Source organism: Streptomyces sp. JLBJ103 (genome assembly GCF_058215575.1).
The window spans coordinates 1,393,030-1,417,634 of sequence record NZ_CM177089.1 but is presented as its reverse complement, the minus strand read 5'-3'; the positions used below and the strand labels follow the sequence as shown (position 1 = coordinate 1,417,634).

The window sequence follows — 24,605 nt, the reverse complement described above, 5'->3', positions numbered from 1 at the left end:
CGTACGGTGCGCCGGGGCCAGACCGGATACGCCTGGACCGGATACGCCTGGACCGCCTGGACCGGATACGCCTAGACCAGATACGCCCAGACGGCCCGGCCCGTACCGCTGTGGTCGGCGGTGACCCCCCATGCCTCCGACATGGCCTCCACCAGCATCAGCCCCCGGCCGCCCTCCTGTTCGACGCCCACCGACCGCGCCTGCGGCACCGACCGGGCGCACCCCTGGTCGGCCACTTCAAGCCGCAGGCGGGTGCCTATCAGCTGCAAGGAACAGCGGACCTCTTCGCTGGAGGTGTGGCGGACGGCGTTGGTGAACAGTTCGGACACGACCAACTCGGCGCTGTCACGGGTGTCCTGACCCACTCCCCAGGAGCGCAGCCGGAACAGTACATGCCGTCTTGCCTCCGCGACGGAAGCGCTCAGCGCCGGGAGACAGAACGCGTCCTGGACGCACGAAGCGACCATGGTGCCGCCGCGCCCTAACCGGAGAGCCTCGTAGGAAGGAGCCACATCGACACTATGCTCTGCGAGACTCGCGCATGGCAAGGTTCAATCTGTAAATTACAGAATCGCAAGCGCAGACTGTTCGGGAAGCTGAGCCCATGCCAGACTGCTGTGTTGTGAAGGTACTTGGAGGGGGACGGTAGTGGCGGATGCGCGGGCGGGCGGAGCCCCCACCGTCCTGCGGGTCGTGCTCGGCAAGCGACTCCAGGACCTTCGGGAGAAGGCCGGGCTGTCGTTCGAACAGGCCGGCCGCGCCCTCGACGTCACCCATGCCACGGTCCGCCGGATGGAGAAGGCCGAAGTCGGCCTGAAGCTCCCGTATGTGGAGAAACTACTCCGTACCTATGGCGTGAACGACCCCGAAGAGGTGGAGGGCTTTCTCGCGCTCGCGCGCGAGGCCAACAAGAACGGCTGGTGGCACCGGTTCCGCGATGTGCTCCCGGACTGGTTCAACACCTTCGTCAGCCTCGAGGGCGAAGCCAATCTGATCCGTGCCTACGAACCGCACTACATCCCGGGGCTGTTGCAGACCGAGGACTACGCCCGCGCGGTGCTGCGGGCCGGTATGCAGCACGCTCCGGAGTCCGAGATCGAGCGCAACGTCGCCCTCCGGATGGAACGCCAGGCGCTGCTGACCCATGACAACCCGCCCATGCTGTGGGTGGTCATGGACGAAACGGTGCTGCGCCGCCCCATCGGAGGGCCCGAGACCATGCGTGCGCAGATCGCACGCCTCATCGACCTCGCGGAGGCGCCTCACATCAGGCTCCAGGTCATGCCGTTCGACGCCGGTCCGCACCCGGCGATGTACGGCCCCTTCCATATCTTCCGGTTCCCGATCCCGGAACTGCCCGATATCGCGTATACGGAGTCGCTGGTCAGCGGCTCCTACTACGACCAGCGCGATGATGTGTCGGCGTTCCTGGAGGCCCTGGACCGGATGTGCGCGCAGGCCGCGCCTGCACAGACCACTCAGGCCATTCTGGGTGGCATTCGCAAGGAGATCTGAACGATGGATCGCATATGCGGGAACCGCGTCTACAGCGGCATGCCGGCGAGGGAACTCGGCAGCGAGGGCTGGCACAAGCCGTGGAGCGGTGGCAATGGGGGAAGTTGCGTCGAAGCGATGAGGCTCAGGGACGGACGGGTGGCGCTGCGCCAGTCCACCGATCCCGACGGCCCGGCACTCATCTACACGCACCTTGAGATGAAACGCTTCATCCAGGGGGCGAAAGCCGGGGAAGCCGACTTCCTGCTTCTGTGACGCCCGAGCGCGGCCCACGGGGGCCGAGGGGGAATGGTGTGACCGACCAGCGCATCTCCGCCGAGGAGATCGATACCAGCAGACCGCATCCGGCCCGGATGTACGACTACTACCTGGGGGGCTGGGACAACTACGAGATCGACCGCGAGGCCGCCGACCGGATCATCGCGGTCTCCCCGGACATCGTCGACAGTGCCCGCGCCAACCGCGACTTCATGGTGCGGGCGGTGCGTGCCGTGGTGGCGGACGGGGCACGGCAGATCATCGACATCGGCACCGGGATACCGACCTCCCCCAACACCCATGAGGTGGCACGGGAGATCGCGCCGGACACCCGGGTGGTCTACCTCGACAACGACCCGATCGTCGCGGCCCACGCCGACGCCAAACTGACCGGCACCCCGGGCACCGGCCTTGTCCTCGCGGACGCCCGGGCACCGGACAAGATCCTTGCCGACCCGGTGGTCCGGGAACTGATCGACTTCTCGCAGCCGGTGGCGCTGCTGCTGGTCGCGGTGCTCCACTTCGTCACCGACGAGGAGGACCCGGCCGGGCTCGTCAACGCACTGACGCAGTCGATGACATCCGGCAGCCATCTGGTCATCAGCCATGGCACCACCGACTTCCATGGCCCCAACCAGGTGGCCGACGAGGTCTACCGGAAGTCCACCGCCCGGCTGAGCCTGCGCCGCCACGAGGAGATCCTTCCGTTCTTCGACGGGTTCGACCTGCTCGACCCGGGTCTGGTGCGAGTGTCCCAGTGGCGGCCGGACCCGGCCGCGGCCGGGTCCCAGGGGCACGGTCCCATCGGGGTCTACGGCGGGGTGGGCCGCAGAAGCTGACGTCCAGGGGAGGCGGGCCCGGCCCGAGCGGCCGGGATCCGCTCCAGCACCCCGCCCGTGACGACGGCGTACGCCTACGAGCCGGAGGGCGAGACCCGACCGGGAGCCGGGCCCGACGCCGGGGCCGGGACGTCACAGCTGTCCTTGAACCCCTGACTGGTCAGACCCAGCGCCGAGTTGATCCGCGAGCGGAGGTTCTCCACCGCCACCATCGCGGTCAGCTCGATCAGCTGCGCCTCGTCGAGGTTCTTGCGCAGCCGCTCCACGAGGGCGTCGTCCACGGTGGGCGGGGTGGCGGTCATGGCCTCGGCGTACTCCATGACGTCCCGCTCCAGCGGGGTGTAGACGTCGCTCTCCCGCCACGTGGGCACATCGTGCAGCTTGCGGTCGTCGATGCCCTGGCCACGGCTGACCCAGTAGCCGAAGTCCATGCACCAGGAGCAGCCGATGGAGGCGGCCGAGGCCATCTCGGCGAGCGCCTTGAGCCCGGGGTCCAGGGTGTTCCACTTGCTCAGCGACTGCTCGAAGCGCAGGTTGCTGAACAGCACCCGCTGGTTGTGGGCGAGGGCCTTGCCCGGGTCGAGGACCTTCCCGTAGGTGCGCTTCGAGTACCACTCCATGACGCGGTAGAAGAGGGTGCGGCGCGGAGTGAGCGAGATACGTGACATGACGGGTGCCTCCGGATGGGGCTGTGGTGCCGCGGCGGTCACTGCCGCCCTTCCACCCGTACGACGGAGCACCCGGGGCCGGATGTGACATGGGTGGATGTGTGCCGCGTCACGTCCTCCAGCGTACGTAACGGCGAGCCGCGCACGCGGAAAGCGGGGTGCGCCAACAGGCGGACCCGCGCCAGCCTGGAGCACATGGCGTGGACGACGACAGATGACCTTGAAGGATTCCGGGCCGCGGCGGGCGGCTTTCTGCGGGGGCGCCCGGCCGAGCACACCGTCCTGCTGACGGTGACCGCCTCGCTGGCGGCAGCGGGCAGCGACCGATACGGGGAGCAGCCACCGCACTACGGCTGGTGGCGGCCGGAGTGGGGGGCCGTCGGGGCCGTCGGAGGGGCCTTTCTGTGCACCCCGCCGTATCCGCTGGTGCTCTCCCCGCTGTCCGACGAGGCGACGGAGGAGCTGGCCCGTGTTCTGGCGGAACAGAACGCGGAGCACGGCGCGCAGCACGGCCCGCCGCCACCGGTCACCGGCGTGAACGCCGGGCGGCGCACCGCCGAGACCTTCGCCGCCGCCTGGCAGCGGCTGACCGGGGCCACCGCCGAGGTGGCGGAGACCCACCGGCTCTACCGGCTGGGCGCCCTGACCCCGCCCGATCCGGCGCCGCCCGGCCGGGCCAGGGCGGCCACCGCCGCCGACCGCGCGGTGCTGCTGAGCTGGTACGAGGGGTTCGCCCGGGACACCGGGGCGCTGAGGGGCGATGTCTCCCGCGCGGTGGACGACCGGCTCAGCCACGGCGGGGTCATCCTCTGGGAGGTGGACGGCACACCGGTCTCGTCCGCTGCGGTCAGCCGCACGGTGGCGGGCATGGTCCGGGTCGCCCTGGTCTACACCCCGCCCGAGCTGCGCGGACGCGGTTACGCCGGAGCCGTCACGGCCGCCGTGAGCCAGGTGGCGCGGGCCGCCGGGGCCGAGGAGGTGCTGCTCTTCACCGATCTGGCCAATCCCACCAGCAACGCCCTGTACCAGCGGCTGGGATACCGGCCCGTGGAGGACCACCTCCAGCTGTCCTTCACCGCGCCCGGAACAACACCACCCGTCGAGTGAGTTGTGTTATTGCAGTACAGCAGCGCACGCAGCGCAGGCCGTGGGGTGATCCGCCGCCCCCTCATTCTGGAGGTCTTGTGACCGGCTCCCGTCCGCACCGTTCCCGGCTCGCCACCGCCCTGCGCCCCGCCGCCTTCGGGGCGGATCCGGCCGGGGAGCGGATGGAGCGCATCCGCCGGTCGCCGAACTTCGCGAACGGCGTGTTCGTCAACCCGGAGGGCGCCCGCACCACGCCGTCCGGCTCCATGCTGAGGTTCCTGCCCACGTACTTCCGCAAGGAGGAGCGGATCCGCCGGGCCCCGGCCGGGCCGGTGCCGGTGCATCCCACCACCCTCGCCGACCTGGCCGCTCCGCCCGCCTCCGGACTGCGGCTGACCTGGATGGGCCACTCCACCGTGCTCGCGGAGATCGACGGGCGCCGGGTGCTGTTCGACCCGGTGTGGGGCAGCCGCTGTTCGCCCTTCGCTCATCTGGGCCCCAAGCGGCTGCACCCGGTGCCGGTGCCGCTGCGGGAGCTGGGTCCGGTGGACGCGGTGGTGATCTCCCACGACCACTACGACCATCTCGACCTGCCCACCATCCGGGCGCTGGTGCGCACCGGCACGATGTTCGTGGTGCCGCTCGGCGTCGGCGCCCATCTGGAGCGCTGGGGCGTCCCGGCCGACCGGATGACCGAGCTGGACTGGCACGAGTCCACCGAGGTGGCCGGGCTGACGCTCACCGCCACCCCCGCCCGCCACTTCTGCGGGCGCGCCCTGCGCAACACCCAGCACACCCTGTGGGCGTCCTGGGTGGTGGCCGGTCCCGAGCACCGCGTCTACCACAGCGGGGACACCGGGTACTTCGCCGGTTTCGCGGAAATCGGAGCCATGTACGGGCCGTTCGACGCGACCATGATCCAGATCGGGGCCTACAGCGAGTTCTGGCCGGACATTCATATGACGCCCGAGGAGGGCATGCGCGCCCATCTCGACCTCCAGGGCGGTGAGCCCACGCGGGGGTTCATGCTGCCGATCCACTGGGGCACCTTCAACCTCGCCCCGCATCCGTGGGAGGAGCCCGCCGAGGGCACGGTCACGGCGGCGCGGGCGGCCGGGGCCTCGATCGCCGTACCGCCGCCGGGCCTGCCCTTCGAACCGCGGCACGGACTGCCGCTGGATCCGTGGTGGCGGGCGATCGCGGCCCGGCCTGTGGCCGGTGTGCCGGCCGCCGCGGCGCCCTCCGGTGCACCCTCCGCCGCCGCGGACACCACCGGCGGCGCCGATCCCGTGCCCGTACCGCAGGGGTAACTCCCCCAGACGGAAGGCCCGTTGCGGCGATGCGACCGCGACGGGCCTTCGTGCGTCCCATTCTGTGCACACCCCTTGTGGTGGATACGGCATGCTCGCTTCAATGGTTAGGAAAGGTTCCTAACGAATGGCTCTTCTCTCGGCCTGCCCGCACGCCCCCACCGTCGACAGGGAACGAACGGAGTCCTCATGTCTCAGCGCATCAGCCGCGCCGCCGCGGCCGTAGCGGTACCGCTGGCCCTCGTGCTCACCGGTCTCGGATCCAGCCCGGCGTCCGGCAATCCGCCCGGCACCCACGGGCACCACTCGGCATACAAGGCGGCCACCAAGGCGGCGGTCGGTCTGGACGACCCGGCCAAGAAGGAGATCGCCATGAAGCTGGTCTCCAGCGCCGAGAACTCCACACTGGACTGGCGTCGCGACGGGTACAGGTACATCGAGGACATCGACGACGGCCGCGGCTACACGGGCGGCATCGTCGGCTTCTGCTCCGGTACCGGCGACATGCTGGACCTGGTCGAGTACTACACCGAGCAGAAGCCGGACAACGTCCTGGCGAAGTACCTGCCCGCGCTGCGTGAGGTCGACGGCAGCGACTCGCACGAAGGTCTGGACCCGTACTTCACCCGGGACTGGAAGAAGGCCGCGGCCGACAGAGCGTTCCAGCAGGCGCAGGAACACGGGCGCGACCGCGTCTACTTCAACCCCTCGGTCAAGCGAGGCAAGGACGACGGCATCGGCGCGCTCGGCCAGTTCATCTACTACGACGCGATCGTGATGCACGGCCCCGGCGACAGCACCGACAGCTTCGGCGGCATCCGCAAGACCGCGATGCGCCACGCCAGGACCCCGGCGCAGGGCGGTGACGAGGCCACCTATCTCCATGCCTTCCTCGACGCCCGTAAGAAGGCCATGCAGTCCGAGGAGGCCCACAGCGACACCAGCCGGGTCGACACCGAGCAGCGGAAGTTCCTCAACGAGAAGAACTTCGACCTGAAACCGCCGCTGAAGTGGAAGGTCTACGGCGACCCGTACGAGATCAACTCCTAGCCGTGCGGCCCCCCTTGACGGGGGGCTCCCACGGACCTCGCACGGACCTTCCGCGGGCGGCGCCCGGGGGTCAGCGGGCCGCCGCCACCAGCGCCTGCATGACCCTCAGGTCGTCGCCCGCCTCCGGATGCCACTGCACCCCGAGCACGAACCGGTCGGCCTGGGGCAGTTCGACGGCTTCGATCGTGCCGTCGTCCGCCGCGTACGCCGAGGCCACCAGGCCCTTGCCCAGCTGGTCCACCGCCTGGTGGTGGAAGGTCGGCACCGACAGTGGCTCCGGCAGCACCTCGCCGAGCAGGGTTCCGGGCACCGGCTGCACCAGGTGGTGTTCGAAGACGCCGGGCGGCCCGGCGTGGCCGTCCAGGTGCTGGATCAGGGTGCCGCCGAGCGCCACGTTCAGCAGCTGGTGGCCCCGGCAGATGCCCAGCAGCGGGGTGCCGTTGGACAGTGCGGCCTCGATCAGCGCCAGCTCCCAAGTGTCGCGCTCCCGGGCGGGCGGGCCGGTGCGCTCATGAGGGTCGGCGTCGTAGTGCACCGGTTCCACATCCGGCCCGCCGGAGATCACCAGGCCGTCGAGGCGGGAGACGACCCGGGCGGCCGACTCCGGGTCCTCGTCGGGCGGCAGCATCGCGGCCAGCCCGCCGGCCTGCTGCACCAGCCGGTGGTAACCGACGGGCAGCAGTGCGGCCGGGAGGTTCCACACACCCCAGCGGGCCGAGGACTCCAGATAAGTGCTGATGCCGATCAGGGGCTTGGACAACGGGGACATCCTCTTTTCTCGATTTCTCGATTTCTCGATTTCTCGATTTCCTGGCTTTTCTCGAGCGCTTTCTCCCGGTCGCGTTCGCTCAGTCGCGGGACAGTTCGGCCTCGGCCTCCGCCAGCGCGGCGAACTCCTCCTCGGGAGCCGCGGCCACCAGACGGTGACGGCTGTAGAAGGCGAAGTAGGCGAGCGCCACCGCGTACACGGCGAGAGCGATGAACGCCGCGTCCTTGTCCACCAGGAAGGTGGCCACCAGCGCCGAGCAGGCCAGGACGAAGGCGATGGACGACGTCACCGTACCGCCCGGGGTCCGGTAGGGCCGCTCGAGATGGGGCTCGCGGCGCCGCAGCACGATGTGTGAGAGCGACATCAGGGCGTACGAGATGGTGGCGCCGAAGACCGCGACATTGAGCATCCGGGCGCCGTCGCCGGACCAGGCGGCCAGGGCGAACCCGATGGCGCCCGGGACCAGCAGCCCCAGATAGGGGGCCTTGCGGCGGCTGGTCAGGGAGAGGAAGCGGGGCAGATACCCAGCGCGGGAGAGGGCGAACAACTGCCGGGACCCGGCGAAGATCAGGGAGAAGAAGGAAGCCACCAGACCGGCGAGCCCGGCGTAGTTGACGATGCGGGAGAGCACGGTGGCCTTGCCGTCCGGCTGGAGCGCCTCGACCAGCGGGTTGCCCGCGCCCTGCACCGCGCCGGAACCGCGGGCGCCGGTGGCGGCGAGGAAGGTGATCAGGGCGAGCAGCAGCAGGATGCCCATGGACCAGGCCATGGCCTTCGGCAGGGTACGGGCCGGGTCGCGGGTCTCCTCGGCGGCCAGCGGCACCCCTTCCACCCCCAGGAAGAACCACATGCCGAAGGGGAACGCCGACCAGATGCCGAGCAGGCCGAACGGCAGCCAGGAACTGGCGCCGAAGGCGGAGTGGTCGACCGTGATGTCATTGAGCGAGTCGGCGTCGAAGTCCGTGAAGGCGGCCACGGCGAAGATCAGCAGCGCGGCGACGGCGATCGCGGTCACGATCAGACTGAAGCGCAGCGCCTCGCCCACACCCCACAGATGGATGCCGATGAAGATGACGAAGCAGGCCAGATAGACCGGCCAGCCCGACTCCAGCCCGAACAGCCCCAGTGACTCGACGTAGTCGCCGATGAAGATGGAGATCGCGGCCGGGGCCAGGACGTATTCAATGAGGATGGCCGTACCGGTGAGGAAGCCGCCCCAGGGGCCGAGGGCCCGCCGGGCGAAGCCGTAGCCGCCGCCCGCGGTGGGGAGGATCGCCGCCAGCTCGGCCAGGGCGAACACCATGCAGGTGTACATCAGGCCCATCAGCACCGCGGCGATGGCCAGACCGCCGAAGCCGCCCTCGGCCAGGCCGAAGTTCCAGCCGGAGAAGTCACCGGAGACGACATAGGCGACTCCGAGGCCGGTCAGCAGCAGCGGGCCCGCGCTGCCGCGCCGAAGGGTGCGGCGCTCCAGATAGCCGTCCTCGGGGGATGCCGGGCCGCCACCTGGCGGTGCGGCGCTGACAGAGGTACGGGCGGAGTCTGTTCCGTCGGCCATGAGGTGCTCCTGCTCCACACGAGGGGGTGGCAAAGGTGTGGGGCCATACCTTTGTCTTCCATCGAGCGATGCGCAAGACCTCTGCGTAAAAGGATCGTTAACGAGGTGCCTATTGGGCCGGAATCCGACGCCGGCGGACGCCGCCGGAGGGTCGCGCTAGACCAGGAATCCACGCAGCAGTGCCGCCGTGCCCTCGCAGTGCTCGCGCATCACCTCGCGCGCGCCCTCCGCGTCGCCGTCGAGCACCGCCTCGACCAGCGCGGTGTGCTGGGCTTGCGAGTGTTCCAGATTGCGCACCAGCAGTGGAATGCAGTCCAGTAGATCGTTCACCGACGCCCGCACCGCCGCGTACTGGGCGGCCAGTGTCGGGGAGCCCGCCAGTTCCGCGAGCGTCAGATGCAGCATCGTGTCGAGCCGCCGGTAGTCGGCGAGTGGGGCGTCGCGGGTGGCGTCCAGGGCCGCTCGCAACCGCGTGACCTGCGCGTCGTCCAGTCCGTGTGCGGCGCACAGCCCGGCCGCGCCGACCTCCAGGACCTCCCGGAACCGCAGGGTGTCCTCCAGGTCCACCGCCTCGACCCGGCGCCGCAGCTCGTCCTCGCCGCCCGTGGCGGGCTCGGGGCGGGCGCGGACGAAGGTGCCGCCGTACCGGCCGCGGCGGCTCTCGATCAGGCCCTGGTCCTGGAGCACCTTGAGCACCTCGCGCAGCGTCACCCGGCTGATCCGCAGCCGGTCGGCCAGCTCCCGCTCGGCCGGCAGTCGCCCGCCGTCCGGGACCAGTCCCAGCCGGACCACCTGGAGTATCTGCTCGAGTGCTTCCTCGAAGCCGTTTCCGGCGCGCACCGGCCGCAGCACCGGCGTCAGCCGGTGATCGATCCGGTCGCCCGATGCACCGCTCTGGCTTTCGCTCATCGAACCGTCCGCACCTACTTCCCAATCAATGGTCTGCGGTATTACCTTATGGCCTTCCGGCGCTGCAATCTTCGCAGGAGGACCACCGTGGCAGACCGCACGCCCCCGCTCTCGGTCGACGAACTGACCAGACTTGTGAACTCCGGGGAGATCGACACCGTCGTCCTGGCCTTCACCGATATGCAGGGGAGGTTGCAGGGTAAGCGGTTCGCCGCCCGTTTCTTCCTCGACGACGTCCTCGATCACGGCACCGAGGGCTGTAACTACCTTCTCGCCGTCGACACCGATATGAACACGGTCGACGGCTTCGCGATGTCCTCCTGGGAGCGCGGCTACGGCGACTTCGCCATGCATGGCGACCACGCCACGCTGCGCCGCACTCCCTGGAACCCCGGCACCGCGCTGATGATCGCCGACCTCGGCTGGCACGACGGTTCACCCGTCGTTGCCTCCCCGCGCCAGATACTGCGGCGCCAGCTGGACCGGCTGGGCGAGCAAGGCTGGACCGCCTACGCGGGCACCGAGCTGGAGTTCATGGTCTTCAAGGACACCTACGAACAGGCGTGGAACTCCGGCTACCGCGGGCTCACCCCCGCCAACCAGTACAACGTCGACTACTCCGTCCTCGGCACCGGCCGGGTGGAGCCACTGCTGCGCCGCATCCGCAACGAGATGGGCGCGGCCGGGATGATCGTCGAGTCGGCCAAGGGCGAGTGCAACTTCGGCCAGCACGAGATCGCCTTCCGTTACGACGACGCGCTGACCACCTGTGATCAGCACGTCATCTACAAGACGGGTGCCAAGGAGATCGCCGCGCAGGAGGGCAACGCGCTCACCTTCATGGCCAAGTGGGATGAGCGCGAGGGCAATTCATGCCATATCCATCTCTCGCTGCGCGACGAGTCCGGGGCGCCGGTGCTCGCCGATGACGCGGGCGAGTACGGCATGTCGAAGACGATGCGCCACTTCCTGGCCGGGCAGATCGCCGCCATGCGGGAGTTCACCCTGCTCTACGCCCCCAACATCAACTCCTACAAGCGGTTCCGGCCCGGCTCGTTCGCGCCGACCGCCGTCGCCTGGGGCCCGGACAACCGCACCTGCGCCCTGCGCGTCATCGGCCACGGCCAGGCCCACCGGCTGGAGAACCGCCTCCCCGGCGGCGATGTCAATCCCTACCTCGCCGTCGCCGGAATGGTGGCGGCCGGACTCCACGGCATCGAGAACGAGCTGGAGCTGGTCGAGGTCTGTACCGGCAACGCCTACAACGGCGACGCCGAGCACGTCCCGACCACGCTGCGCGACGCCGCCGAGCTGTGGCAGGCCAGCCCCATCGCCCGCGCCGCCTTCGGCGACGAGGTGGTCGAGCACTACCTCAACATGGCCCGCGTCGAACTGGACGCCTACGACACCGCCGTCACGGACTGGGAGCGGTTCCGGTCCTTCGAGCGCATGTGATGAGGAACCATCAGGTGACCAACGAGCACCCGCACGAGCACCACGTACTCAACCCGGCGACCGAGGAGGTCATCGCCACCGTCCCGGCGGCCTCCGCCGCCGATGTGGACGCCGCCGTAACCCGGGCCACCGCGGCCCAGCGTGGCTGGGCCGCCCTGGCGCCCGCCGACCGCGCCAGGCAGCTGCGGCGCTTCGCCGCCGCCGTCGACGACCACATCGAGGAACTGGCCGCACTGGAGGTCCGCGAGGCGGGCCATCCGATCGGCAACGCCCGCTGGGAGGCGGGCAATGTCCGCGATCTGCTGGACTACGCGGCCGGGGGAGTGGAACGGCTGGCCGGGAGTCAGATCCCGGTGGCCGGTGGCCTGAACGTCACCTTCCATGAGCCGCTCGGTGTGGTCGCCGTGATCGCGCCGTGGAACTTCCCGATGCCGATCGCCGCGTGGGGCACCGCGCCGGCGCTCGCCGCGGGCAACGCCGTTCTGCTCAAGCCCGCCGAGACCACCCCGCTCACCGCCCTGCGGCTGGCCGAACTCGCCCTGGAGGCGGGGCTTCCCGAGGGTCTGTTCCAGGTGCTGCCCGGTGCCGGGCCGGTGGCGGGCACCGCCCTGGTCGAGCACCCCGGCGTGGCCAAGGTCGTGTTCACCGGGTCGACGGCGGTCGGCAAGGAGATCATGGCCCGGTGCGCGGCGGGCGTGAAGCGGGTGACGCTCGAACTCGGCGGCAAGAGCCCCAACATCGTCTTCGCCGACGCCGATATCGAGCTGGCCGCGCGTTCGGCCCCGGGGTCGTTCCTCGACAACACCGGTCAGGACTGCTGCGCCCGCAGCCGCATCCTGGTCCAGCGGAGCGTCTACGACCGGTTCATGGAACTGCTGGAACCCGCCGTGACCTCGTTCGCGGTCGGCGACCCGGCCGACCCCGCCACCGCCATGGGCCCGCTGATCTCGGCCGCCCAGCGCGAGCGGGTGCGGTCCTACGTCCCCGAGGACGCGCCCGCCGCGATCCGCGGTGAGGCCCCGGGGGGCAAGGGCTTCTGGTATCCGGCCACCGTTCTGGCGGCCACCGGACCGGACGACCGCACCGCCGTCGAGGAGATCTTCGGCCCCGTGGCCGTGGTGCTCCCCTTCGAGGACGAGGACGAGGCCGTACGGCTGGCCAACGCCACCGACTACGGCCTGTCCGGCTCGATCTGGACCCGTGATGTCGGCCGCGCGGTGCGGGTCTCACGCGCCGTCGCCGCCGGAAACCTCTCCGTCAACTCGCACAGCAGCGTGCGCTATGCGACCCCCTTCGGCGGCTACAAGCAGTCCGGCCTCGGCCGGGAGCTGGGCCCCGACGCCCTGACCGCCTTCACCGAGACCAAGAACGTCTTCATCAGCACCGAGGAGCAGTGACGTGACCGAGACCCCCGTGTGCCGCCGCCTGGTCGGCCGTACCGCCGTGATCACCGGAGCGGGCAGCGGTATCGGCCTGGCCACCGCGCGCCGCCTCGCCTCCGAGGGCGCCAATGTCGTCTGCGCCGACATCGACGAGTCCGCGGGCAAGGCCGCGGCCGACGAGGTCGGCGGGCTCTACGTCAAGGTGGACGTGACCGACCAGGAGGAGGTGGAGGCGCTGTTCAAGACCGCGTACGACACCTACGGTTCGGTCGACATCGCCTTCAACAACGCGGGCATCTCGCCCCCCGACGACGACTCGATCCTGACCACCGGCCTGGACGCCTGGAAGCGGGTCCAGGAGGTCAACCTCACCTCCGTCTATCTGTGCTGCAAGGCCGCGCTGCCGTACATGCGGCGGCAGGGCAAGGGCTCCATCATCAACACGGCCTCCTTCGTGGCCGTGATGGGCGCCGCGACCTCGCAGATCAGCTACACCGCCTCCAAGGGCGGCGTGCTGGCCATGTCGCGCGAACTGGGCGTGCAGTTCGCCCGTGAGGGCATCCGGGTCAACGCGCTGTGCCCGGGGCCGGTCAACACCCCGCTGCTGAAGGAGCTGTTCGCCAAGGACCCGGAGCGGGCCGCGCGCCGACTGGTGCACGTTCCGGTGGGCCGGTTCGCCGAGCCGGAGGAGATGGCCGCCGCGGTGGCCTTCCTCGCCAGCGACGACTCCTCGTTCGTCAACGCGGCCGAGTTCCTGGTGGACGGAGGTATCGCGGGCGCGTACGTCACGCCCGTGTGAGGGATGTCCGGCCCCGGCGACAGTCCGCAGGCTCCCCCCGGTGCGCCCGCGCCGGGGGCCTGCCCTGGTCGGAGCCGTCATGCTCGTGGGCCGACCGGGGGCGGCCACACCCGGTGTACGGCCCCCGACCCGTGGCCATAAGGTGACAGCCGTGACCACGAACACACCTCCCGGCTGGTATCCCGACCCGGGTGACACAGGCAACGCCCCCGGCGTGGAGCGCTGGTGGAACGGCTCCACCTGGACCGAGTACACCCGTGACGCCTCAGGAATGCCGGGAATGTCCTACGGCCCGCCCGTGATGCCCAGTTATGTCCCCGGGCAGCCGGGCGGCCAGGGGCGGGGGCGCGGGCCGAAGGTCGCCGCGCTCGCGGTGGCCGTGGGCGTCGTGGTCGCCGCGATCATCGGCGGCATCGTGCTGCTGGGCGACGGCGGGGACGACGACGGCAAGAACAGCGCCAGGCCGTCCCCCAGCGCCTCCGCCTCGGGCGGCGACGACGGCGGGAGCAGCGGCGAGCCGTCGGAGCCGCCCACCGGAACCCCCAGTTTCGACCCGAACACCGCGCCCGATCCGGTCAACGGCATCAGTCTGCCGGTGCTCTCCGGATGGCAGGCGGGCCGCAGCAGCTCCGGCGGCGCCGGGGTCACCACCTCCCGTTACCCCTGCCCCAACGACCCGTCCACCGAGTGTGTACGCGGCGGTGCCTTCTCCCGCACGGCCAGCGGCTACAAGGCGGACACCGCCAAGGGCATAGCCAAGGAGGACATCGCGCAGAACGCCGAGGACTCCTACGGCAAGGACGAGGAGAGCGACCGCAAGGCGTACGGCGGGATCAGCTCCCACAAGCAGCTCAAGGCCGAGTCGGTCGAGGTCGCGGGCGGCAAGGGCTATCTGGTCCGCTGGAAGGTGGACACCAAGAAGGGCGACGACGGCTATGTCGAGTCGGTCGTCTTCCCCTCGCCCACCATCCCCGACACGATGGTCGTGATCCGCTTCGGCTTCGACGTGAGCGACAAGGCGCCGCCGCTCAGCGATATGGACGAGATCCTCAAGGGCGTCAAGGCGCTGGAGGGCGACGGCCGCTCCATCTGAGCCCGGACGGCCCCTTTGAAGACGGACCCTAGAGGAACGTACGGCCCTCGCCCCGGTACGTGGGCACCGAGGCCACGACCCGGTCCCCGCTGTCCGTGTCGATGAGGTGGAGCACCGCGAAGCGCTCGCACAGCTCACCGGCCTTGGCGTGCCGGAACCACACCTTGTCGCCGATCAGCAGATCGTCGGCGGCCGTGCCCAGCAGCGGCGTCTGCACCTCGCCCGGCCCCTCCAGCGGGTCGTAGGCGAGCCCCTCCGGCAGACACGGCACCGGCAGCCGGTCCGCTCCGGCCGCCCCCGACGCCGGATAGCCGCCGCCCAGCACCGTCACCACGCCCACTCCGGGGCGGCGCACCACCGGCTGGGCGAAGAGGGCCGCCGGACGCCCCTGGAACGAGGTGTAGTGGTCGAACAGTCGCGGCTGGTAGAGCCCGGAGCCGGCGGCGATCTCCGTCACCGACTCCTCGGCCGCGGTGTGCTGCACACTGCCCGTCCCGCCGCCGTTGACGAATTCCAGGTCCGCCACCGCGCGCACCGCCCGGACCGCCGCCGCCCGGCGCTCCGCCAGCTCCCGGCGGGCGGTGGACTGCATCAGCCGGATCATCCTGGAGCGCAGCGGCCGGCCGGGCACCGCGTCGCCCACCCCCGCCACATGCCCCTCGTACGCCATCAGCCCGACCACCCGGAAGCCGGGGCGGCCCTGGACCGCCCGCGCCAGCTCGGCCAGTTGGACGGGCGCGTGCAGCGGTGAGCGCCGGGGGCCCACCCGTACCCGGCCGCCCAGCAGCTGGAGCGAGGTGTCCAACTCCAGGCAGACCCGGACCTCTTCGGTGCCCGCGCGAACACTCTCGATCAGATCGAGCTGGCCGACGCTGTCCACCATCACCGTCACCGCCGCCGCCAGCTTGGGATCGCTGGTCAGTGTGGCGAACCCGTCCCGGTCGGCGGAGGGGTAGGCGAGCAGGACGTCATCGAAGCCCTCGCGTGCCAGCCACAGGGACTCCTCGAGCGTGAAGCTCATGATCCCCGTGAAACCGTCCTGCGCCAGTACCCGTTCCAGCAGGGCCCGGCACCGTACCGACTTGCTGGCCACTCGGATCGGCTTGCCCGCCGCCCGGCGTACCAGATCCCGGGCGTTGGCATCGAACGCCCCCAGATCGACGATGGCCAGGGGCGCTTCGAGATGGGCGGTGGCCCGGTCGTACCGGGCTCGGTCAGCGGCGGCAGACGACATGGACGCAGCTTGCCAGACCGCTGTTACCACTGGGTAGAGGGCAGCGGTGCGCGGGGTGCCTGGTGCACCGTAGAGTGTCGCGCACGCCACGACCGGCAGGTCAGGGGCGTGATGTCCGTATACGGGCCCGCCTGTCCGAAAGGTGGTGGGGCGGCGCGGCGAACCGGACGGAGTCAGGTGAACCAGATCCTGAAGCGCGCGAGGGGGTGCAGGTGAGCACCGACGCCGAAGCGGCGCACTCGCCCAGCGGTACGCCCCCGCCACACCCCGCACACCCGCCGTTGGCCGCACACCCCGGGCATCCCGCGCCCGCGTCGCCCGCCGCGCCGCCGCGTCCCACCGCACCGCCCGGCTTCACCCCGGACCCGGACACCCCCGTACTCGGCGTGCCCGCCAAGGTCCCCTCACCACGCGGCCCCGGATCCCGCGGCGGCCGTCCGCGCACCGCCGCCCCGGCGAACGGCCGCCGGGTGCCCCCGCGTCCCGTCGATCCGCCGCTCTCCGTAACACCCGGCTCCGGCCCCGCCGTCGGCCGCCGTCGCTCCCGCGGCCGGACCGCGTCCGCCGCCGTCTGCCTCATCCTCGGCCTCGGTCTGCTCGGCGGGGCGGCGGCCGGAAGCTGGCTCGACGACGCCACCGAGGCCCCGCCGTCCACCGCCGACACCTACGCCCACGCACGTACCGCCTGGCACAGCGTCCCCGTCGACACCCTCTTCCCGCGCACCCTGCGCGGGAAGGGCGAGGGTCCGGGCGGCGCCGACCGCAGCTGGACCCGGATCGCCGTCGCCCCCGACAGCAGCTGCGGCGGCGGATTCGACCCGCTGCTGGCCAAGGCACTGGCTCCGGTCGGCTGCAAACGGCTGCTGCGCGCCAGCTACACCGATGCCACCAGCACCAACGTCACCACCGTCGGCCTGCTGATCACCACCTCCGACGCTTCCGGGATGCGCGCGCTGCACGAGCGCTTCGTCACCGAGAAACTCGACGAACGCGCCGATCTGATGCCCCGTCCCTACGCCGCGAAGGGCACCGCCGCCGCCGAGTTCGGCGACGACCAGCGCGCCAGCTGGCACATCCGGATCCTCACCGACGCCCCCGCCGTCGTCTACAGCGTCAGCGGCTTCGCCGACGGCCGGAAGATCACCGACCCCAGCCCGGCCGGGGAGGCCATCGCACGCGGCGCGACCTCGGCCGCCGCGCAGGCGGGGCTCGGGCATGACGCCCGGGGTCTGGCCGACGAGATCGCCACCGCGTTCCGCAGCGCCCTGGCCGACATCCCGGAGAGCTCCGCATGATCGCGAAGGGACGGCGCCTGGCCGTGGCCCTCGCCGCCGCCGGACTGGCCTTTCTGCCCGTCGTCCCCGCACAGGCCGACGGCATACAGGCCCAGGAGTGGGCGCTCGACGCCCTCCACGTCCGCAAGGCCTGGCAGACCACCAAGGGCGCCGGGACGACCGTCGCCGTCCTCGACACCGGTGTCGACTCCGACCACCCCGACCTCAAGGGCCGAGTGCTGCCCGGCAAGGACCTGATCGGCTTCGGCGCCGGACCCGGCGACCGCACCTGGGCCCGCCACGGCACCGCCATGGCCGGGATCATCGCCGGGCGCGGCCACGGCTCGTCCGGCGGCGACGGCGTCATCGGCATCGCGCCCCGGGCGAAGATCCTCCCGGTGCGGGTGATCCTGGAGGACGCCGACCCTGACCGGAAGAAGGCCCGCGCCTCCCGCGGCAGCGCGCTCGCCGACGGCATCCGCTGGGCCGCCGACCACGGCGCCGACGTGATCAACCTGTCGCTCGGCGACGACAGCGAGTCCGCCCACCCCGAACGCGCCGAGGACGCCGCCGTCCAGTACGCCCTGCGCAAGGGCGCGGTGGTGGTCGCCTCCGCGGGCAACGGCGGCGAGAAGGGCGACCGCGTCTCCTATCCGGCCGCCTACCCCGGCGTGATCGCGGTGACCGCGGTGGACCGCTACGGCAGCCGCGCCGCGTTCTCCACCCGCCGTTGGTACGCCACCGTCTGCGCACCCGGCGTCGATGTGGTCATCGCCGACCCCGACCGGCGTTACTACGAGGGCTGGGGCACCAGCGCGGCCGCCGCCTTCGTCTCCGGCTCCGCCGCGCTCGTCCGCTCCGCCCACCCCGAGCTGAGCCCCCGGCAGATTCGTCAACTGCTGGTCAACACCGCACAGGACGGCCCCGAGGGCGGCCGCAGCGATGAACTCGGCGCGGGCATGGTGGACCCGGCCGCGGCCGTCCAGGCGGGCGCCCGGCTGACCCCGCGCGCCCAGCGGCCCGCCGCGGTGGCCGCCGCGCACCGCTACTTCGGTCCCGGGCCCGGCCATACCAGGGCCCAGCGGGACGAGGGCGGCCCCAACCGGTCGGCGCTGTTCGCCGGACTCGCCGGAGCCGCGCTGGTGGTGGCCGCGGTCGCCCTCTGGCGTGGCTCGGGCCCGCTGCGGCTGCCGGCGCCGCGCTCCTCGTTCACCAGCCGCCGTCCCCGTTGAGGGCGGCGGTGGTCGCCCCGACGGCCCTCCGCGCCGCCGCCTCCACCAGCGCGATCCCGGCGTCCATACGACGGCTGCCGTCGGAGAGCACCACGACGAGATAGTCGCGCCCGCCCGCGGTGATCTGGCCGATGCTGTTGACGTCCCACAGGCCGGTGGTGCTGCGCGGCAGCCAGCCGTTCTTGAGCCGGAATCCGTTGCCGGTGCCGTCGCCGGCGGCCGAGACGCCCCAGCTCTGCTCACGGGCGGTGTGCCCCATCAGCGCCCTGATGTACGCCCGGGACTGCTGGGTCAGTGCCGAACCGCCCTCGAAGACGGCGCGCAGCAGACGCAGTTGATCGGCCGCGGTGGTCCGGGTCAGCCCCCACCGCCCGGCGTTGCCGCCGAACGTCTCCGTCAGGCCCAGCCGCCGGTGCGCCGTGTCGAGGCCGTCGGCGCCGCCGATCGTCCGCCAGAGCACGCTCGCGGCCCTGTTGTCGCTGCGCTCGATCATCGCGGTGGCGTACGCGTGCTCCTGGGCGGTCAGCTCTCTGCCCGCGTCCTGGGCGTCCAGCAGCAGGGCCGCGAGGATGCCGACCTTGACGATGCTCGCGGTGTCGTACCAGCCGCCGCCGTACACCCCGACCGCCCCCGACCGGATGTCCCGCAGGCCCACGGAGAAGTACCCGCGGGAGCGCTCCGCGACCGGGGCGAGTGCCGCGGTGAGGGCGCCGGTGAGGGTCCGGACCGGGGGCGGTGGCACCGAGCGTCTCTCGTTGTCGGGCGGCACACCGCCTCCTTCGCTTCCGCTCGCCGACCGCTCCGGACCGCCCGTCATCGGCTCCTGACCGCTCGCCGACGGTTCCGGACCGGCCGCCGGCCGGGAGTACCCCTGGCTCTGCTCACCCGCCGTGGCGCAACCGAGCAGCGAGAGCGCCAGCGCCGCGATGACCGTGGCCGCGGCGATCGTCCTGACCGCGCTGCCCGGGGCGGGACGGCGGGTCGGTCGAGTGTCGGTGTTTTTGTCCGGGGACGCCAGATGGCCTGCCTTCGTCCGTGATGAGGAAATGATCAACATCTGCTCAGTAAAGACGGCTCCCCGCCGACAGGGCGGTTGCCTCGCCCCCGATACCCTCGGCTTGTGGCGTTCAAGAACATTCCCGACCCCGGCTTCTCCGGCGACGACGGCTCCGCCGACCCCCGCCTGACCGCGGCACTCGCCGCCTGGGCCGATGACCGCTCCACCGAACCCGAGGTGCTGGCCGCGCTCACCGGCGCCCGGCTGCTGGTCCCGGTGGTCGCCGTGCTCGGCGAGGTCGAGGAGGGGCCCGACGGGCTGCGCCGGGAGAAGACCAGCGATATGGCCGTGCCGACGCTCCAGGCCCCCGACGGACGCCGCGCCCTGCCCGCCTTCACCTCGACCGAGACCCTGGCCCGCTGGCGGCCGGACGCCCGCCCGGTGGCCGTACCGCTGCGCCAGGCGCTGGAGGCCGCCGCGCACGAGAAGGCGGACACCCTGGTGCTGGACCTCGCCGGTCCGGTGCCCTACCAGCTGACCGGCCCCGCCCTGCTGGCCCTCGCCGAGGGCCGGACCAGCGCCGATCCGCTCACCGACCCCACCGTCACCGAGGCGGTGCGGACCGTACTGGCCGCCGAGCCGGATGTGGTCCGGGCCCATCTGGGCCCGGCCCAGGACGCCGACGGCATGCTCGCGCTCGCGCTGGCCCCGCAGGCTCCGGCGCGGGAGACGGCACAGCGGGTGGCCGGTGCCCTGGCCGCCGACGAGGTGCTGAGGGCCCGGCTGGTGCGCGGGCTGACGCTGGCGCTGCTGCCGCCGGACGCCACGGTCCCCGGGGAGCCGCTCTTCCGCCGCTGAACCGGAGGCCGGAAACGGGCGCGGGTCAGCCGCCGCGACCCCTCTGACCCGGACCGCAATCGAACCAACAGGCGAAACCTCCCGAATCGCCCCACAATGCATAGGGCAACTGGCGGTCCGATCGGTAAGAGGAGAGCGCCATGGAGACGAGAACGGTCGTAGCGGAGTGCATAGGGACCGCGATGCTGGTCCTCTTCGGAGTCGGTTCCCTGGTCCTGGCCGGCGACTACATCAACGCCCTCGGCATCTCGCTCGCCTTCGGCTTCACGCTGATCGCGATCGCCTACGCCTTCGGGCGTATCTCGGGCTGCCACATCAACCCGGCGATCACCCTCGGGGTGCTGCTGGCCAAGCGCATCGGCATCCGCAGGGCCGTCGAGTACTGGGTCGCCCAGCTGGTCGGCGCGATCATCGGCGCGGCGATCCTCTTCCTGCTGGCCAAGCAGGTGCCGCGGCTCCAGACCGCCGGCGCGTTCGGTACCAACGGCTACGGTGGCCGCTCACCGGTGGGTCTGGGCGCGGGCGGAGCCTTCCTCGCGGAGGTGCTGCTCACCTTCCTGCTGGTCTTCGTGTTCCTCACGGTGACCCAGAAGGTGGCGCTGGTCGGCCTCGAGCCGTTTCCGGTGGGCCTCGCCTACGCCGCGGTCAACCTGATCGGCATCCCGCTGACCTGGGCGTCGGTGAATCCGGCGCGCAGCCTGGGCCCCGCGCTGTTCGCGGGCGGCGGGGCGCTGTCCCAGCTGTGGCTGTTCCTGGTCGCGCCCATGGTCGGCGGGGTGCTGGCCGCGGTGGTGCACCGGTTCACCCATCAGCACCCGGTGGGCCAGGCCCAGCAGGAGCAGGCGGGCGAGCCGCCCAGGGCCGGGCCGTGGGGCCGGATGCGCGGCGGGCACCGACCGGAGGCGGGCGGCCCCGAGGCCAAGGGCCCTGAGGCGGCTTGAGCGGTCTCGCTGAAGTCCGGTGCGGTTCGGTTGCGCCCCGAAGGGGCGCGGGGCTGTGTCGATGTGCGGCTCCGCCGCGTGGGCGCGGTCGGCCACGACGCAGCCGCGGACGAACGACCACAGCTCGTGGCAGTTCCCGCTGAGGCGCTGGCGCAGAGCCTCAGCCGAAGACCGGGCCGGTGAACTTCTCGCCCGGCCCCTGGCCCGGCTCGTCCGGCACCACCGACTCCTCACGGAACGCGAGCTGAAGCGACTTGAGGCCGTCCCGCAGCGGGGCGGCGTGGAAGGAGCTGATCTCCGTGGCACTCGCCGTCACCAGCCCCGCCAGCGCGTTGATCAGCTTCCGGGCCTCGTCCAGGTCCTTGTGTTGCGGCCCCTCCTCGGCCAGCCCCAGGTTGACCGCGGCGGCGCTCATCAGATGCACCGCGACCGTCGTGATCACCTCGACCGCGGGCACATCCGCGATGTCGCGGGTCATCCGGTCGAAGTCGGGGGCCGGCTGCCCGGCGTTGGCGTCGCTCATGGTGGTCGGGGCTCACTTCCTGGAGGATGGGAATGCCTAAGCCTAGGCGGCCGCCCGGAACCGCTCGTACCGGGCGGGTGCCGGACACCGGACGGGCGGCGCGGTGAGCAAGACTCCGCGGCCCTGGTAAGGTAGGTAAACGACCGGCCGGTCACTCGCGTGCCCGGCCCACAAGTGGAGGCTCCACGCTCCCACCTCCCGACCTCGAGTCGGCAGGTCATCGGTCAGGCTGCGCCCCGCGGTGACATCGCGGCGGTGCTCCCGGTCAGTGAGGAGCCCCGCCTGTGTACCGTCTGGGGCGTTTTGTGCGTCACGGCGCGGTGGTCTCAACCGATACAGACGTTGCGCGGCAGTCCGCCAGGCGGTCGCGCGGTGCAACCGAGGAGGATCCATCAGCGCCGAGCCCCGCATCAACGACCGGATTCGCGTCCCCGAGGTGCGACTCGTCGGTCCCAGTGGCGAGCAGGTCGGCATTGTGCCGCTTGCCAAGGCCCTGGAGCTTGCGCAGGAGTACGACCTCGACCTGGTCGAGGTGGCGGCGAACGCCCGTCCGCCGGTCTGCAAGCTCATGGACTACGGAAAGTTCAAGTACGAGTCGGCCATGAAGGCCCGTGAGGCGCGCAAGAACCAGGCGCACACGGTCATCAAGGAGATGAAGCTCCGGCCGAAGATCGACCCGCACGACTACGACACCAAGAAGGGTCACGTCGTCCGGTTCCTCAAGCAGGGTGACAAGGTCAAGATCACGATCATGTTCCGTGGCCGTGAGCAGTCCCGGCCCGAGCTCGGCTACCGGCTGTTGCAGCGGCTCGCTGAGGACGTCCAGGAGCTCGGCTTCGTGGAGTCCAACCCGAAGCAGGACGGGCGAAACATGATCATGGTCCTCGGTCCGCACAAGAAGAAGACCGAGGCGATGGCCGAAGCCCGCGAGGCGCAGGCTGCCCGCAAGGCGGAGCGCCAGGGCGGCAGCCCCGCCGAGGAGCCCGCCGAGGAGCCCGCCGAGGCGTGATCGCGAGGCGCGAGCCTCCACCGCCCACCCGGGGCCGCACGGCTCCGGAGACCAACCGAAACACAAGACGCTTCCGCACGCCGGACCGCGGTCACCCCCGCGCCCGCCCGGTCCCGGAAAGCGCCCCTGACGAGGAGTGAACGGCGACATGCCGAAGAACAAGACCCACAGCGGTGCACGCAAGCGCTTCAAGCTCACCGGTTCCGGCAAGGTCATGCGCCAGCGCGCCGGTCGCCGCCACCTTCTCGAGCACAAGTCGTCCACGCTGACGCGCCGCCTGGCCGGCACGACCGAGATGGCCCCGGCCGACGCCAAGAAGATCAAGAAGCTCCTCGGCAAGTGACGCCCCCGCCCCGCCGCGGCGGGGTGTGCGCCAAGCCGACCGGGACCTATTCGTTTCCGGGCCGCAAGAGTCACCCGCGGCCCCGTACAAGGAGTTAAACAAGTGGCACGCGTCAAGCGGGCAGTCAACGCCCACAAGAAGCGCCGGGCGATCCTCGAGCAGGCCAGCGGCTACCGCGGCCAGCGGTCCCGCCTGTACCGCAAGGCCAAGGAGCAGGTCACCCACTCTCTGGTCTACAACTACAACGACCGCAAGAAGCGCAAGGGCGACTTCCGGCAGCTGTGGATCCAGCGCATCAACGCCGCTGCCCGCGCCAACGGCATGACGTACAACCGCTTCATCCAGGGTCTGAAGGCCGCCAACATCGAGGTGGACCGCAAGATCCTGGCCGACCTCGCGGTCAACGACGCCAACGCGTTCGCCGCGCTGGTCGAGGCGGCCCAGAAGGCGCTGCCGAGCGACGTCAACGCTCCGAAGGCGGCCTGACGCGTAACGCCGCGCTGAGCCGTACCGGTACGGACCCGTAGGTGATCACTCACCTGCGGGTCCGCGTGTGTCGGCGCCCATCACCCCGTGAGCCCTCGCCGCCGGACGCGATCCGGCTCCGCGGCGCCGGGCTCCGGCTGTCTCCACCACACCGCACGAGAAAGCGCACCCCATGGCGGCCCCTGAGCTGACTTCCCTGAAATCGCCGCGCGTCACGGCGGCGCGACGGCTCGCCAAGCGCAGCTTCCGCGGCAAGGAGCGGCGGTTCCTCGTCGAGGGGCCGCAGGCCGTACGGGAGGCCGTCGACCACCTCATCGAGGTCTACACGACCCCCGAGGCCGCCGAGCGCCATGCGGAGATCGTCGCCGCGGCGCGGGCCGCGGGCGTCCCGGTGCTCACCGCGACCGACGAGGTCGTCGCGGAGATGTCGGACACCGTGACCCCGCAGGGCATCGTCGGGCTGTGCCGCTTCCTGGACTCGCCGCTGACCGAGATCCTGCGCGCCCGCCCCCGGCTCGTCGCCGTACTCGCGCATGTCCGCGACCCCGGCAACGCCGGGACCGTACTGCGCTGCGCGGACGCCGCCGGGGCGGACGCCGTGGTATTCACCGACGCCTCGGTGGACCTGTACAACCCCAAGGCCGTGCGCGCCTCCGTGGGCTCCCTCTTCCACCTCCCGGTCGCCGTCGGGGTGCCGGTGGAGCCCGTGGTGAGCGGGCTGAAGGAGGCCGGGGCGCGGGTGCTGGCCGCCGACGGCGCGGGGGAGCGGGACCTGGACTCCGAACTCGACGACGGTCTGCTGGGCGCCCCCACCGCCTGGATCTTCGGCAATGAGGCATGGGGGCTGCCGGAGGAGACCCGCGCACTCGCGGACGAGGTGGTGCGCGTTCCGATCCACGGGCGGGCGGAGAGCCTCAACCTCGCCACGGCCGCCGCCGTGTGCCTCTACGCCTCGGCGCGTGCGCAGCGTGCTCCCGCGGGGTGCCGCTCCGTCACACCGACCTAGTAGGGTTGCCC

Annotated in this window: 26 protein-coding genes; 18 read left to right on the top strand and 8 right to left on the bottom strand. The window is 71.4% G+C overall.

What is annotated here, in order from left to right; all coding sequences use genetic code 11:
- Nucleotides 1-71: 71 nt before the first annotated feature.
- Nucleotides 72-512 carry an ATP-binding protein gene (locus AC4BEG_RS06070; RefSeq protein ID WP_490704870.1) on the bottom strand — a complete coding sequence of 147 codons (441 nt, stop codon included), beginning with the start codon at nucleotides 510-512 and terminating at the stop codon, nucleotides 72-74.
- A gap of 136 nt (nucleotides 513-648) precedes the next feature.
- Between AC4BEG_RS06070 and AC4BEG_RS06065 the strand changes: the two genes are divergently transcribed.
- Genes AC4BEG_RS06065 through AC4BEG_RS06055 form a run of 3 tightly spaced genes read left to right on the top strand, consistent with a single transcriptional unit; the run spans nucleotide 649 to nucleotide 2,612 of the window.
- Nucleotides 649-1,515: a Sco1979 family transcriptional regulator gene (locus AC4BEG_RS06065; protein ID WP_490704869.1), complete on the top strand. Its 867-nt coding sequence runs from the start codon at nucleotides 649-651 to the stop codon at nucleotides 1,513-1,515.
- 3 nt (nucleotides 1,516-1,518) lie between these two features.
- Nucleotides 1,519-1,770, top strand: a complete 252-nt coding sequence (locus tag AC4BEG_RS06060) for a DUF397 domain-containing protein (protein WP_490704868.1) — start codon at nucleotides 1,519-1,521, stop codon at nucleotides 1,768-1,770.
- 38 nt (nucleotides 1,771-1,808) lie between these two features.
- On the top strand, nucleotides 1,809-2,612 hold the full coding sequence (locus AC4BEG_RS06055; RefSeq protein WP_490704867.1) for an SAM-dependent methyltransferase: 804 nt from the start codon (nucleotides 1,809-1,811) through the stop codon (nucleotides 2,610-2,612).
- A 74-nt stretch (nucleotides 2,613-2,686) separates the two neighbouring features.
- Here AC4BEG_RS06055 and AC4BEG_RS06050 read toward each other — a convergent pair whose 3' ends face one another.
- The gene (locus tag AC4BEG_RS06050; protein ID WP_490704866.1) at nucleotides 2,687-3,280 is read right to left on the bottom strand and encodes a carboxymuconolactone decarboxylase family protein; all 594 of its coding nucleotides are present in this window, start codon (nucleotides 3,278-3,280) and stop codon (nucleotides 2,687-2,689) included.
- Between the two features lie 195 nt (nucleotides 3,281-3,475).
- On the opposite strand from AC4BEG_RS06050, the gene AC4BEG_RS06045 reads away from it, so the two are divergent.
- From AC4BEG_RS06045 to AC4BEG_RS06035, 3 genes are all read left to right on the top strand, one after another.
- A complete protein-coding gene (locus AC4BEG_RS06045) occupies nucleotides 3,476-4,387 on the top strand; it encodes a GNAT family N-acetyltransferase (protein WP_490704865.1) in 912 nt (303 codons plus the stop codon).
- Between the two features lie 77 nt (nucleotides 4,388-4,464).
- On the top strand, nucleotides 4,465-5,676 hold the full coding sequence (locus AC4BEG_RS06040; protein ID WP_490704864.1) for an MBL fold metallo-hydrolase: 1,212 nt from the start codon (nucleotides 4,465-4,467) through the stop codon (nucleotides 5,674-5,676).
- A gap of 189 nt (nucleotides 5,677-5,865) precedes the next feature.
- Nucleotides 5,866-6,726, top strand: coding sequence for a chitosanase (locus AC4BEG_RS06035; protein ID WP_490704863.1), 861 nt, complete (start codon nucleotides 5,866-5,868; stop codon nucleotides 6,724-6,726).
- 70 nt (nucleotides 6,727-6,796) lie between these two features.
- Here AC4BEG_RS06035 and AC4BEG_RS06030 read toward each other — a convergent pair whose 3' ends face one another.
- The 3 genes from AC4BEG_RS06030 to AC4BEG_RS06020 form a co-directional block, all read right to left on the bottom strand.
- Nucleotides 6,797-7,495: a gamma-glutamyl-gamma-aminobutyrate hydrolase family protein gene (locus tag AC4BEG_RS06030; RefSeq protein ID WP_490704862.1), complete on the bottom strand. Its 699-nt coding sequence runs from the start codon at nucleotides 7,493-7,495 to the stop codon at nucleotides 6,797-6,799.
- Between the two features lie 79 nt (nucleotides 7,496-7,574).
- Nucleotides 7,575-9,053 (bottom strand): ethanolamine permease, encoded by a 1,479-nt coding sequence (eat, locus tag AC4BEG_RS06025; protein WP_490704861.1) that lies wholly within the window; start codon nucleotides 9,051-9,053, stop codon nucleotides 7,575-7,577.
- 156 nt (nucleotides 9,054-9,209) lie between these two features.
- Nucleotides 9,210-9,962: a FadR/GntR family transcriptional regulator gene (locus AC4BEG_RS06020; RefSeq protein WP_490704860.1), complete on the bottom strand. Its 753-nt coding sequence runs from the start codon at nucleotides 9,960-9,962 to the stop codon at nucleotides 9,210-9,212.
- 87 nt (nucleotides 9,963-10,049) lie between these two features.
- Between AC4BEG_RS06020 and AC4BEG_RS06015 the strand changes: the two genes are divergently transcribed.
- From AC4BEG_RS06015 to AC4BEG_RS06000, 4 genes are all read left to right on the top strand, one after another.
- On the top strand, nucleotides 10,050-11,417 hold the full coding sequence (locus tag AC4BEG_RS06015) for a glutamine synthetase family protein (protein WP_490704859.1): 1,368 nt from the start codon (nucleotides 10,050-10,052) through the stop codon (nucleotides 11,415-11,417).
- A complete protein-coding gene (locus AC4BEG_RS06010; RefSeq protein WP_490704858.1) occupies nucleotides 11,417-12,814 on the top strand; it encodes an aldehyde dehydrogenase family protein in 1,398 nt (465 codons plus the stop codon). Before AC4BEG_RS06015 ends, AC4BEG_RS06010 begins: the two co-directional genes overlap by 1 nt.
- Before the next feature lies 1 nt (nucleotide 12,815).
- Nucleotides 12,816-13,598, top strand: a complete 783-nt coding sequence (locus AC4BEG_RS06005) for a 3-oxoacyl-ACP reductase (protein ID WP_490704857.1) — start codon at nucleotides 12,816-12,818, stop codon at nucleotides 13,596-13,598.
- A gap of 151 nt (nucleotides 13,599-13,749) precedes the next feature.
- Nucleotides 13,750-14,691: a DUF2510 domain-containing protein gene (locus AC4BEG_RS06000; protein ID WP_490704856.1), complete on the top strand. Its 942-nt coding sequence runs from the start codon at nucleotides 13,750-13,752 to the stop codon at nucleotides 14,689-14,691.
- 28 nt (nucleotides 14,692-14,719) lie between these two features.
- Here AC4BEG_RS06000 and AC4BEG_RS05995 read toward each other — a convergent pair whose 3' ends face one another.
- The gene (locus AC4BEG_RS05995; RefSeq protein ID WP_490704855.1) at nucleotides 14,720-15,925 is read right to left on the bottom strand and encodes an amino acid deaminase/aldolase; all 1,206 of its coding nucleotides are present in this window, start codon (nucleotides 15,923-15,925) and stop codon (nucleotides 14,720-14,722) included.
- A 212-nt stretch (nucleotides 15,926-16,137) separates the two neighbouring features.
- Here AC4BEG_RS05995 and AC4BEG_RS05990 point away from each other — a divergent pair, with 212 nt between their 5' ends.
- Nucleotides 16,138-17,220 carry a hypothetical protein gene (locus tag AC4BEG_RS05990; RefSeq protein WP_490704854.1) on the top strand — a complete coding sequence of 361 codons (1,083 nt, stop codon included), beginning with the start codon at nucleotides 16,138-16,140 and terminating at the stop codon, nucleotides 17,218-17,220.
- Nucleotides 17,217-18,431, top strand: coding sequence for a type VII secretion-associated serine protease mycosin (gene mycP / locus AC4BEG_RS05985; RefSeq protein ID WP_490704853.1), 1,215 nt, complete (start codon nucleotides 17,217-17,219; stop codon nucleotides 18,429-18,431). The genes AC4BEG_RS05990 and mycP overlap by 4 nt, the downstream gene beginning before the upstream one ends.
- Here mycP and AC4BEG_RS05980 read toward each other — a convergent pair.
- Nucleotides 18,409-19,488, bottom strand: a complete 1,080-nt coding sequence (locus AC4BEG_RS05980; protein ID WP_490704852.1) for a serine hydrolase — start codon at nucleotides 19,486-19,488, stop codon at nucleotides 18,409-18,411. The two genes, mycP and AC4BEG_RS05980, sit on opposite strands and share 23 nt — an antisense overlap.
- Before the next feature lie 63 nt (nucleotides 19,489-19,551).
- On the opposite strand from AC4BEG_RS05980, the gene AC4BEG_RS05975 reads away from it, so the two are divergent.
- Nucleotides 19,552-20,286: an SseB family protein gene (locus tag AC4BEG_RS05975; RefSeq protein ID WP_490704851.1), complete on the top strand. Its 735-nt coding sequence runs from the start codon at nucleotides 19,552-19,554 to the stop codon at nucleotides 20,284-20,286.
- Nucleotides 20,287-20,426: 140 nt separating this feature from the next.
- Complete coding sequence (locus AC4BEG_RS05970; RefSeq protein WP_490704850.1) at nucleotides 20,427-21,227, top strand: MIP family channel protein; 801 nt, start codon at nucleotides 20,427-20,429, stop codon at nucleotides 21,225-21,227.
- A gap of 160 nt (nucleotides 21,228-21,387) precedes the next feature.
- On the opposite strand, the gene AC4BEG_RS05965 is transcribed toward AC4BEG_RS05970, so the two are convergent.
- Nucleotides 21,388-21,750, bottom strand: a complete 363-nt coding sequence (locus AC4BEG_RS05965) for a DUF1844 domain-containing protein (RefSeq protein ID WP_201872729.1) — start codon at nucleotides 21,748-21,750, stop codon at nucleotides 21,388-21,390.
- Nucleotides 21,751-22,141: 391 nt separating this feature from the next.
- Between AC4BEG_RS05965 and infC the strand changes: the two genes are divergently transcribed.
- From infC to AC4BEG_RS05945, 4 genes are all read left to right on the top strand, one after another.
- The gene (infC, locus tag AC4BEG_RS05960; protein WP_490706992.1) at nucleotides 22,142-22,759 is read left to right on the top strand and encodes a translation initiation factor IF-3; all 618 of its coding nucleotides are present in this window, start codon (nucleotides 22,142-22,144) and stop codon (nucleotides 22,757-22,759) included.
- Between the two features lie 148 nt (nucleotides 22,760-22,907).
- A complete protein-coding gene (rpmI, locus tag AC4BEG_RS05955; RefSeq protein ID WP_490704849.1) occupies nucleotides 22,908-23,102 on the top strand; it encodes a 50S ribosomal protein L35 in 195 nt (64 codons plus the stop codon).
- 102 nt (nucleotides 23,103-23,204) lie between these two features.
- Entirely contained in the window at nucleotides 23,205-23,588 is a 384-nt protein-coding gene (gene rplT, locus AC4BEG_RS05950; protein WP_009713826.1) for a 50S ribosomal protein L20, read from the top strand.
- A gap of 172 nt (nucleotides 23,589-23,760) precedes the next feature.
- Nucleotides 23,761-24,594 (top strand): TrmH family RNA methyltransferase, encoded by an 834-nt coding sequence (locus tag AC4BEG_RS05945; RefSeq protein ID WP_490704848.1) that lies wholly within the window; start codon nucleotides 23,761-23,763, stop codon nucleotides 24,592-24,594.
- Nucleotides 24,595-24,605: the final 11 nt, after the last annotated feature.

Excerpts from the sequence above, each read along its gene's own strand:
- AC4BEG_RS06060 (WP_490704868.1), top strand. The coding sequence starts at position 1,519 with ATGGATCGCATATGCGGGAACCGCGTCTACAGCGGCATGCCGGCGAGG.
- AC4BEG_RS06050 (WP_490704866.1), bottom strand. The coding sequence starts at position 3,280 with ATGTCACGTATCTCGCTCACTCCGCGCCGCACCCTCTTCTACCGCGTC.
- AC4BEG_RS06045 (WP_490704865.1), top strand. The coding sequence starts at position 3,476 with ATGGCGTGGACGACGACAGATGACCTTGAAGGATTCCGGGCCGCGGCG.
- AC4BEG_RS06035 (WP_490704863.1), top strand. The coding sequence starts at position 5,866 with ATGTCTCAGCGCATCAGCCGCGCCGCCGCGGCCGTAGCGGTACCGCTG.
- AC4BEG_RS06030 (WP_490704862.1), bottom strand. The coding sequence starts at position 7,495 with ATGTCCCCGTTGTCCAAGCCCCTGATCGGCATCAGCACTTATCTGGAG.
- eat (WP_490704861.1), bottom strand. The coding sequence starts at position 9,053 with ATGGCCGACGGAACAGACTCCGCCCGTACCTCTGTCAGCGCCGCACCG.
- AC4BEG_RS06020 (WP_490704860.1), bottom strand. The coding sequence starts at position 9,962 with ATGAGCGAAAGCCAGAGCGGTGCATCGGGCGACCGGATCGATCACCGG.
- AC4BEG_RS06010 (WP_490704858.1), top strand. The coding sequence starts at position 11,417 with ATGAGGAACCATCAGGTGACCAACGAGCACCCGCACGAGCACCACGTA.
- AC4BEG_RS05995 (WP_490704855.1), bottom strand. The coding sequence starts at position 15,925 with ATGTCGTCTGCCGCCGCTGACCGAGCCCGGTACGACCGGGCCACCGCC.
- mycP (WP_490704853.1), top strand. The coding sequence starts at position 17,217 with ATGATCGCGAAGGGACGGCGCCTGGCCGTGGCCCTCGCCGCCGCCGGA.
- AC4BEG_RS05980 (WP_490704852.1), bottom strand. The coding sequence starts at position 19,488 with ATGTTGATCATTTCCTCATCACGGACGAAGGCAGGCCATCTGGCGTCC.
- AC4BEG_RS05970 (WP_490704850.1), top strand. The coding sequence starts at position 20,427 with ATGGAGACGAGAACGGTCGTAGCGGAGTGCATAGGGACCGCGATGCTG.
- AC4BEG_RS05965 (WP_201872729.1), bottom strand. The coding sequence starts at position 21,750 with ATGAGCGACGCCAACGCCGGGCAGCCGGCCCCCGACTTCGACCGGATG.
- rpmI (WP_490704849.1), top strand. The coding sequence starts at position 22,908 with ATGCCGAAGAACAAGACCCACAGCGGTGCACGCAAGCGCTTCAAGCTC.
- AC4BEG_RS05945 (WP_490704848.1), top strand. The coding sequence starts at position 23,761 with ATGGCGGCCCCTGAGCTGACTTCCCTGAAATCGCCGCGCGTCACGGCG.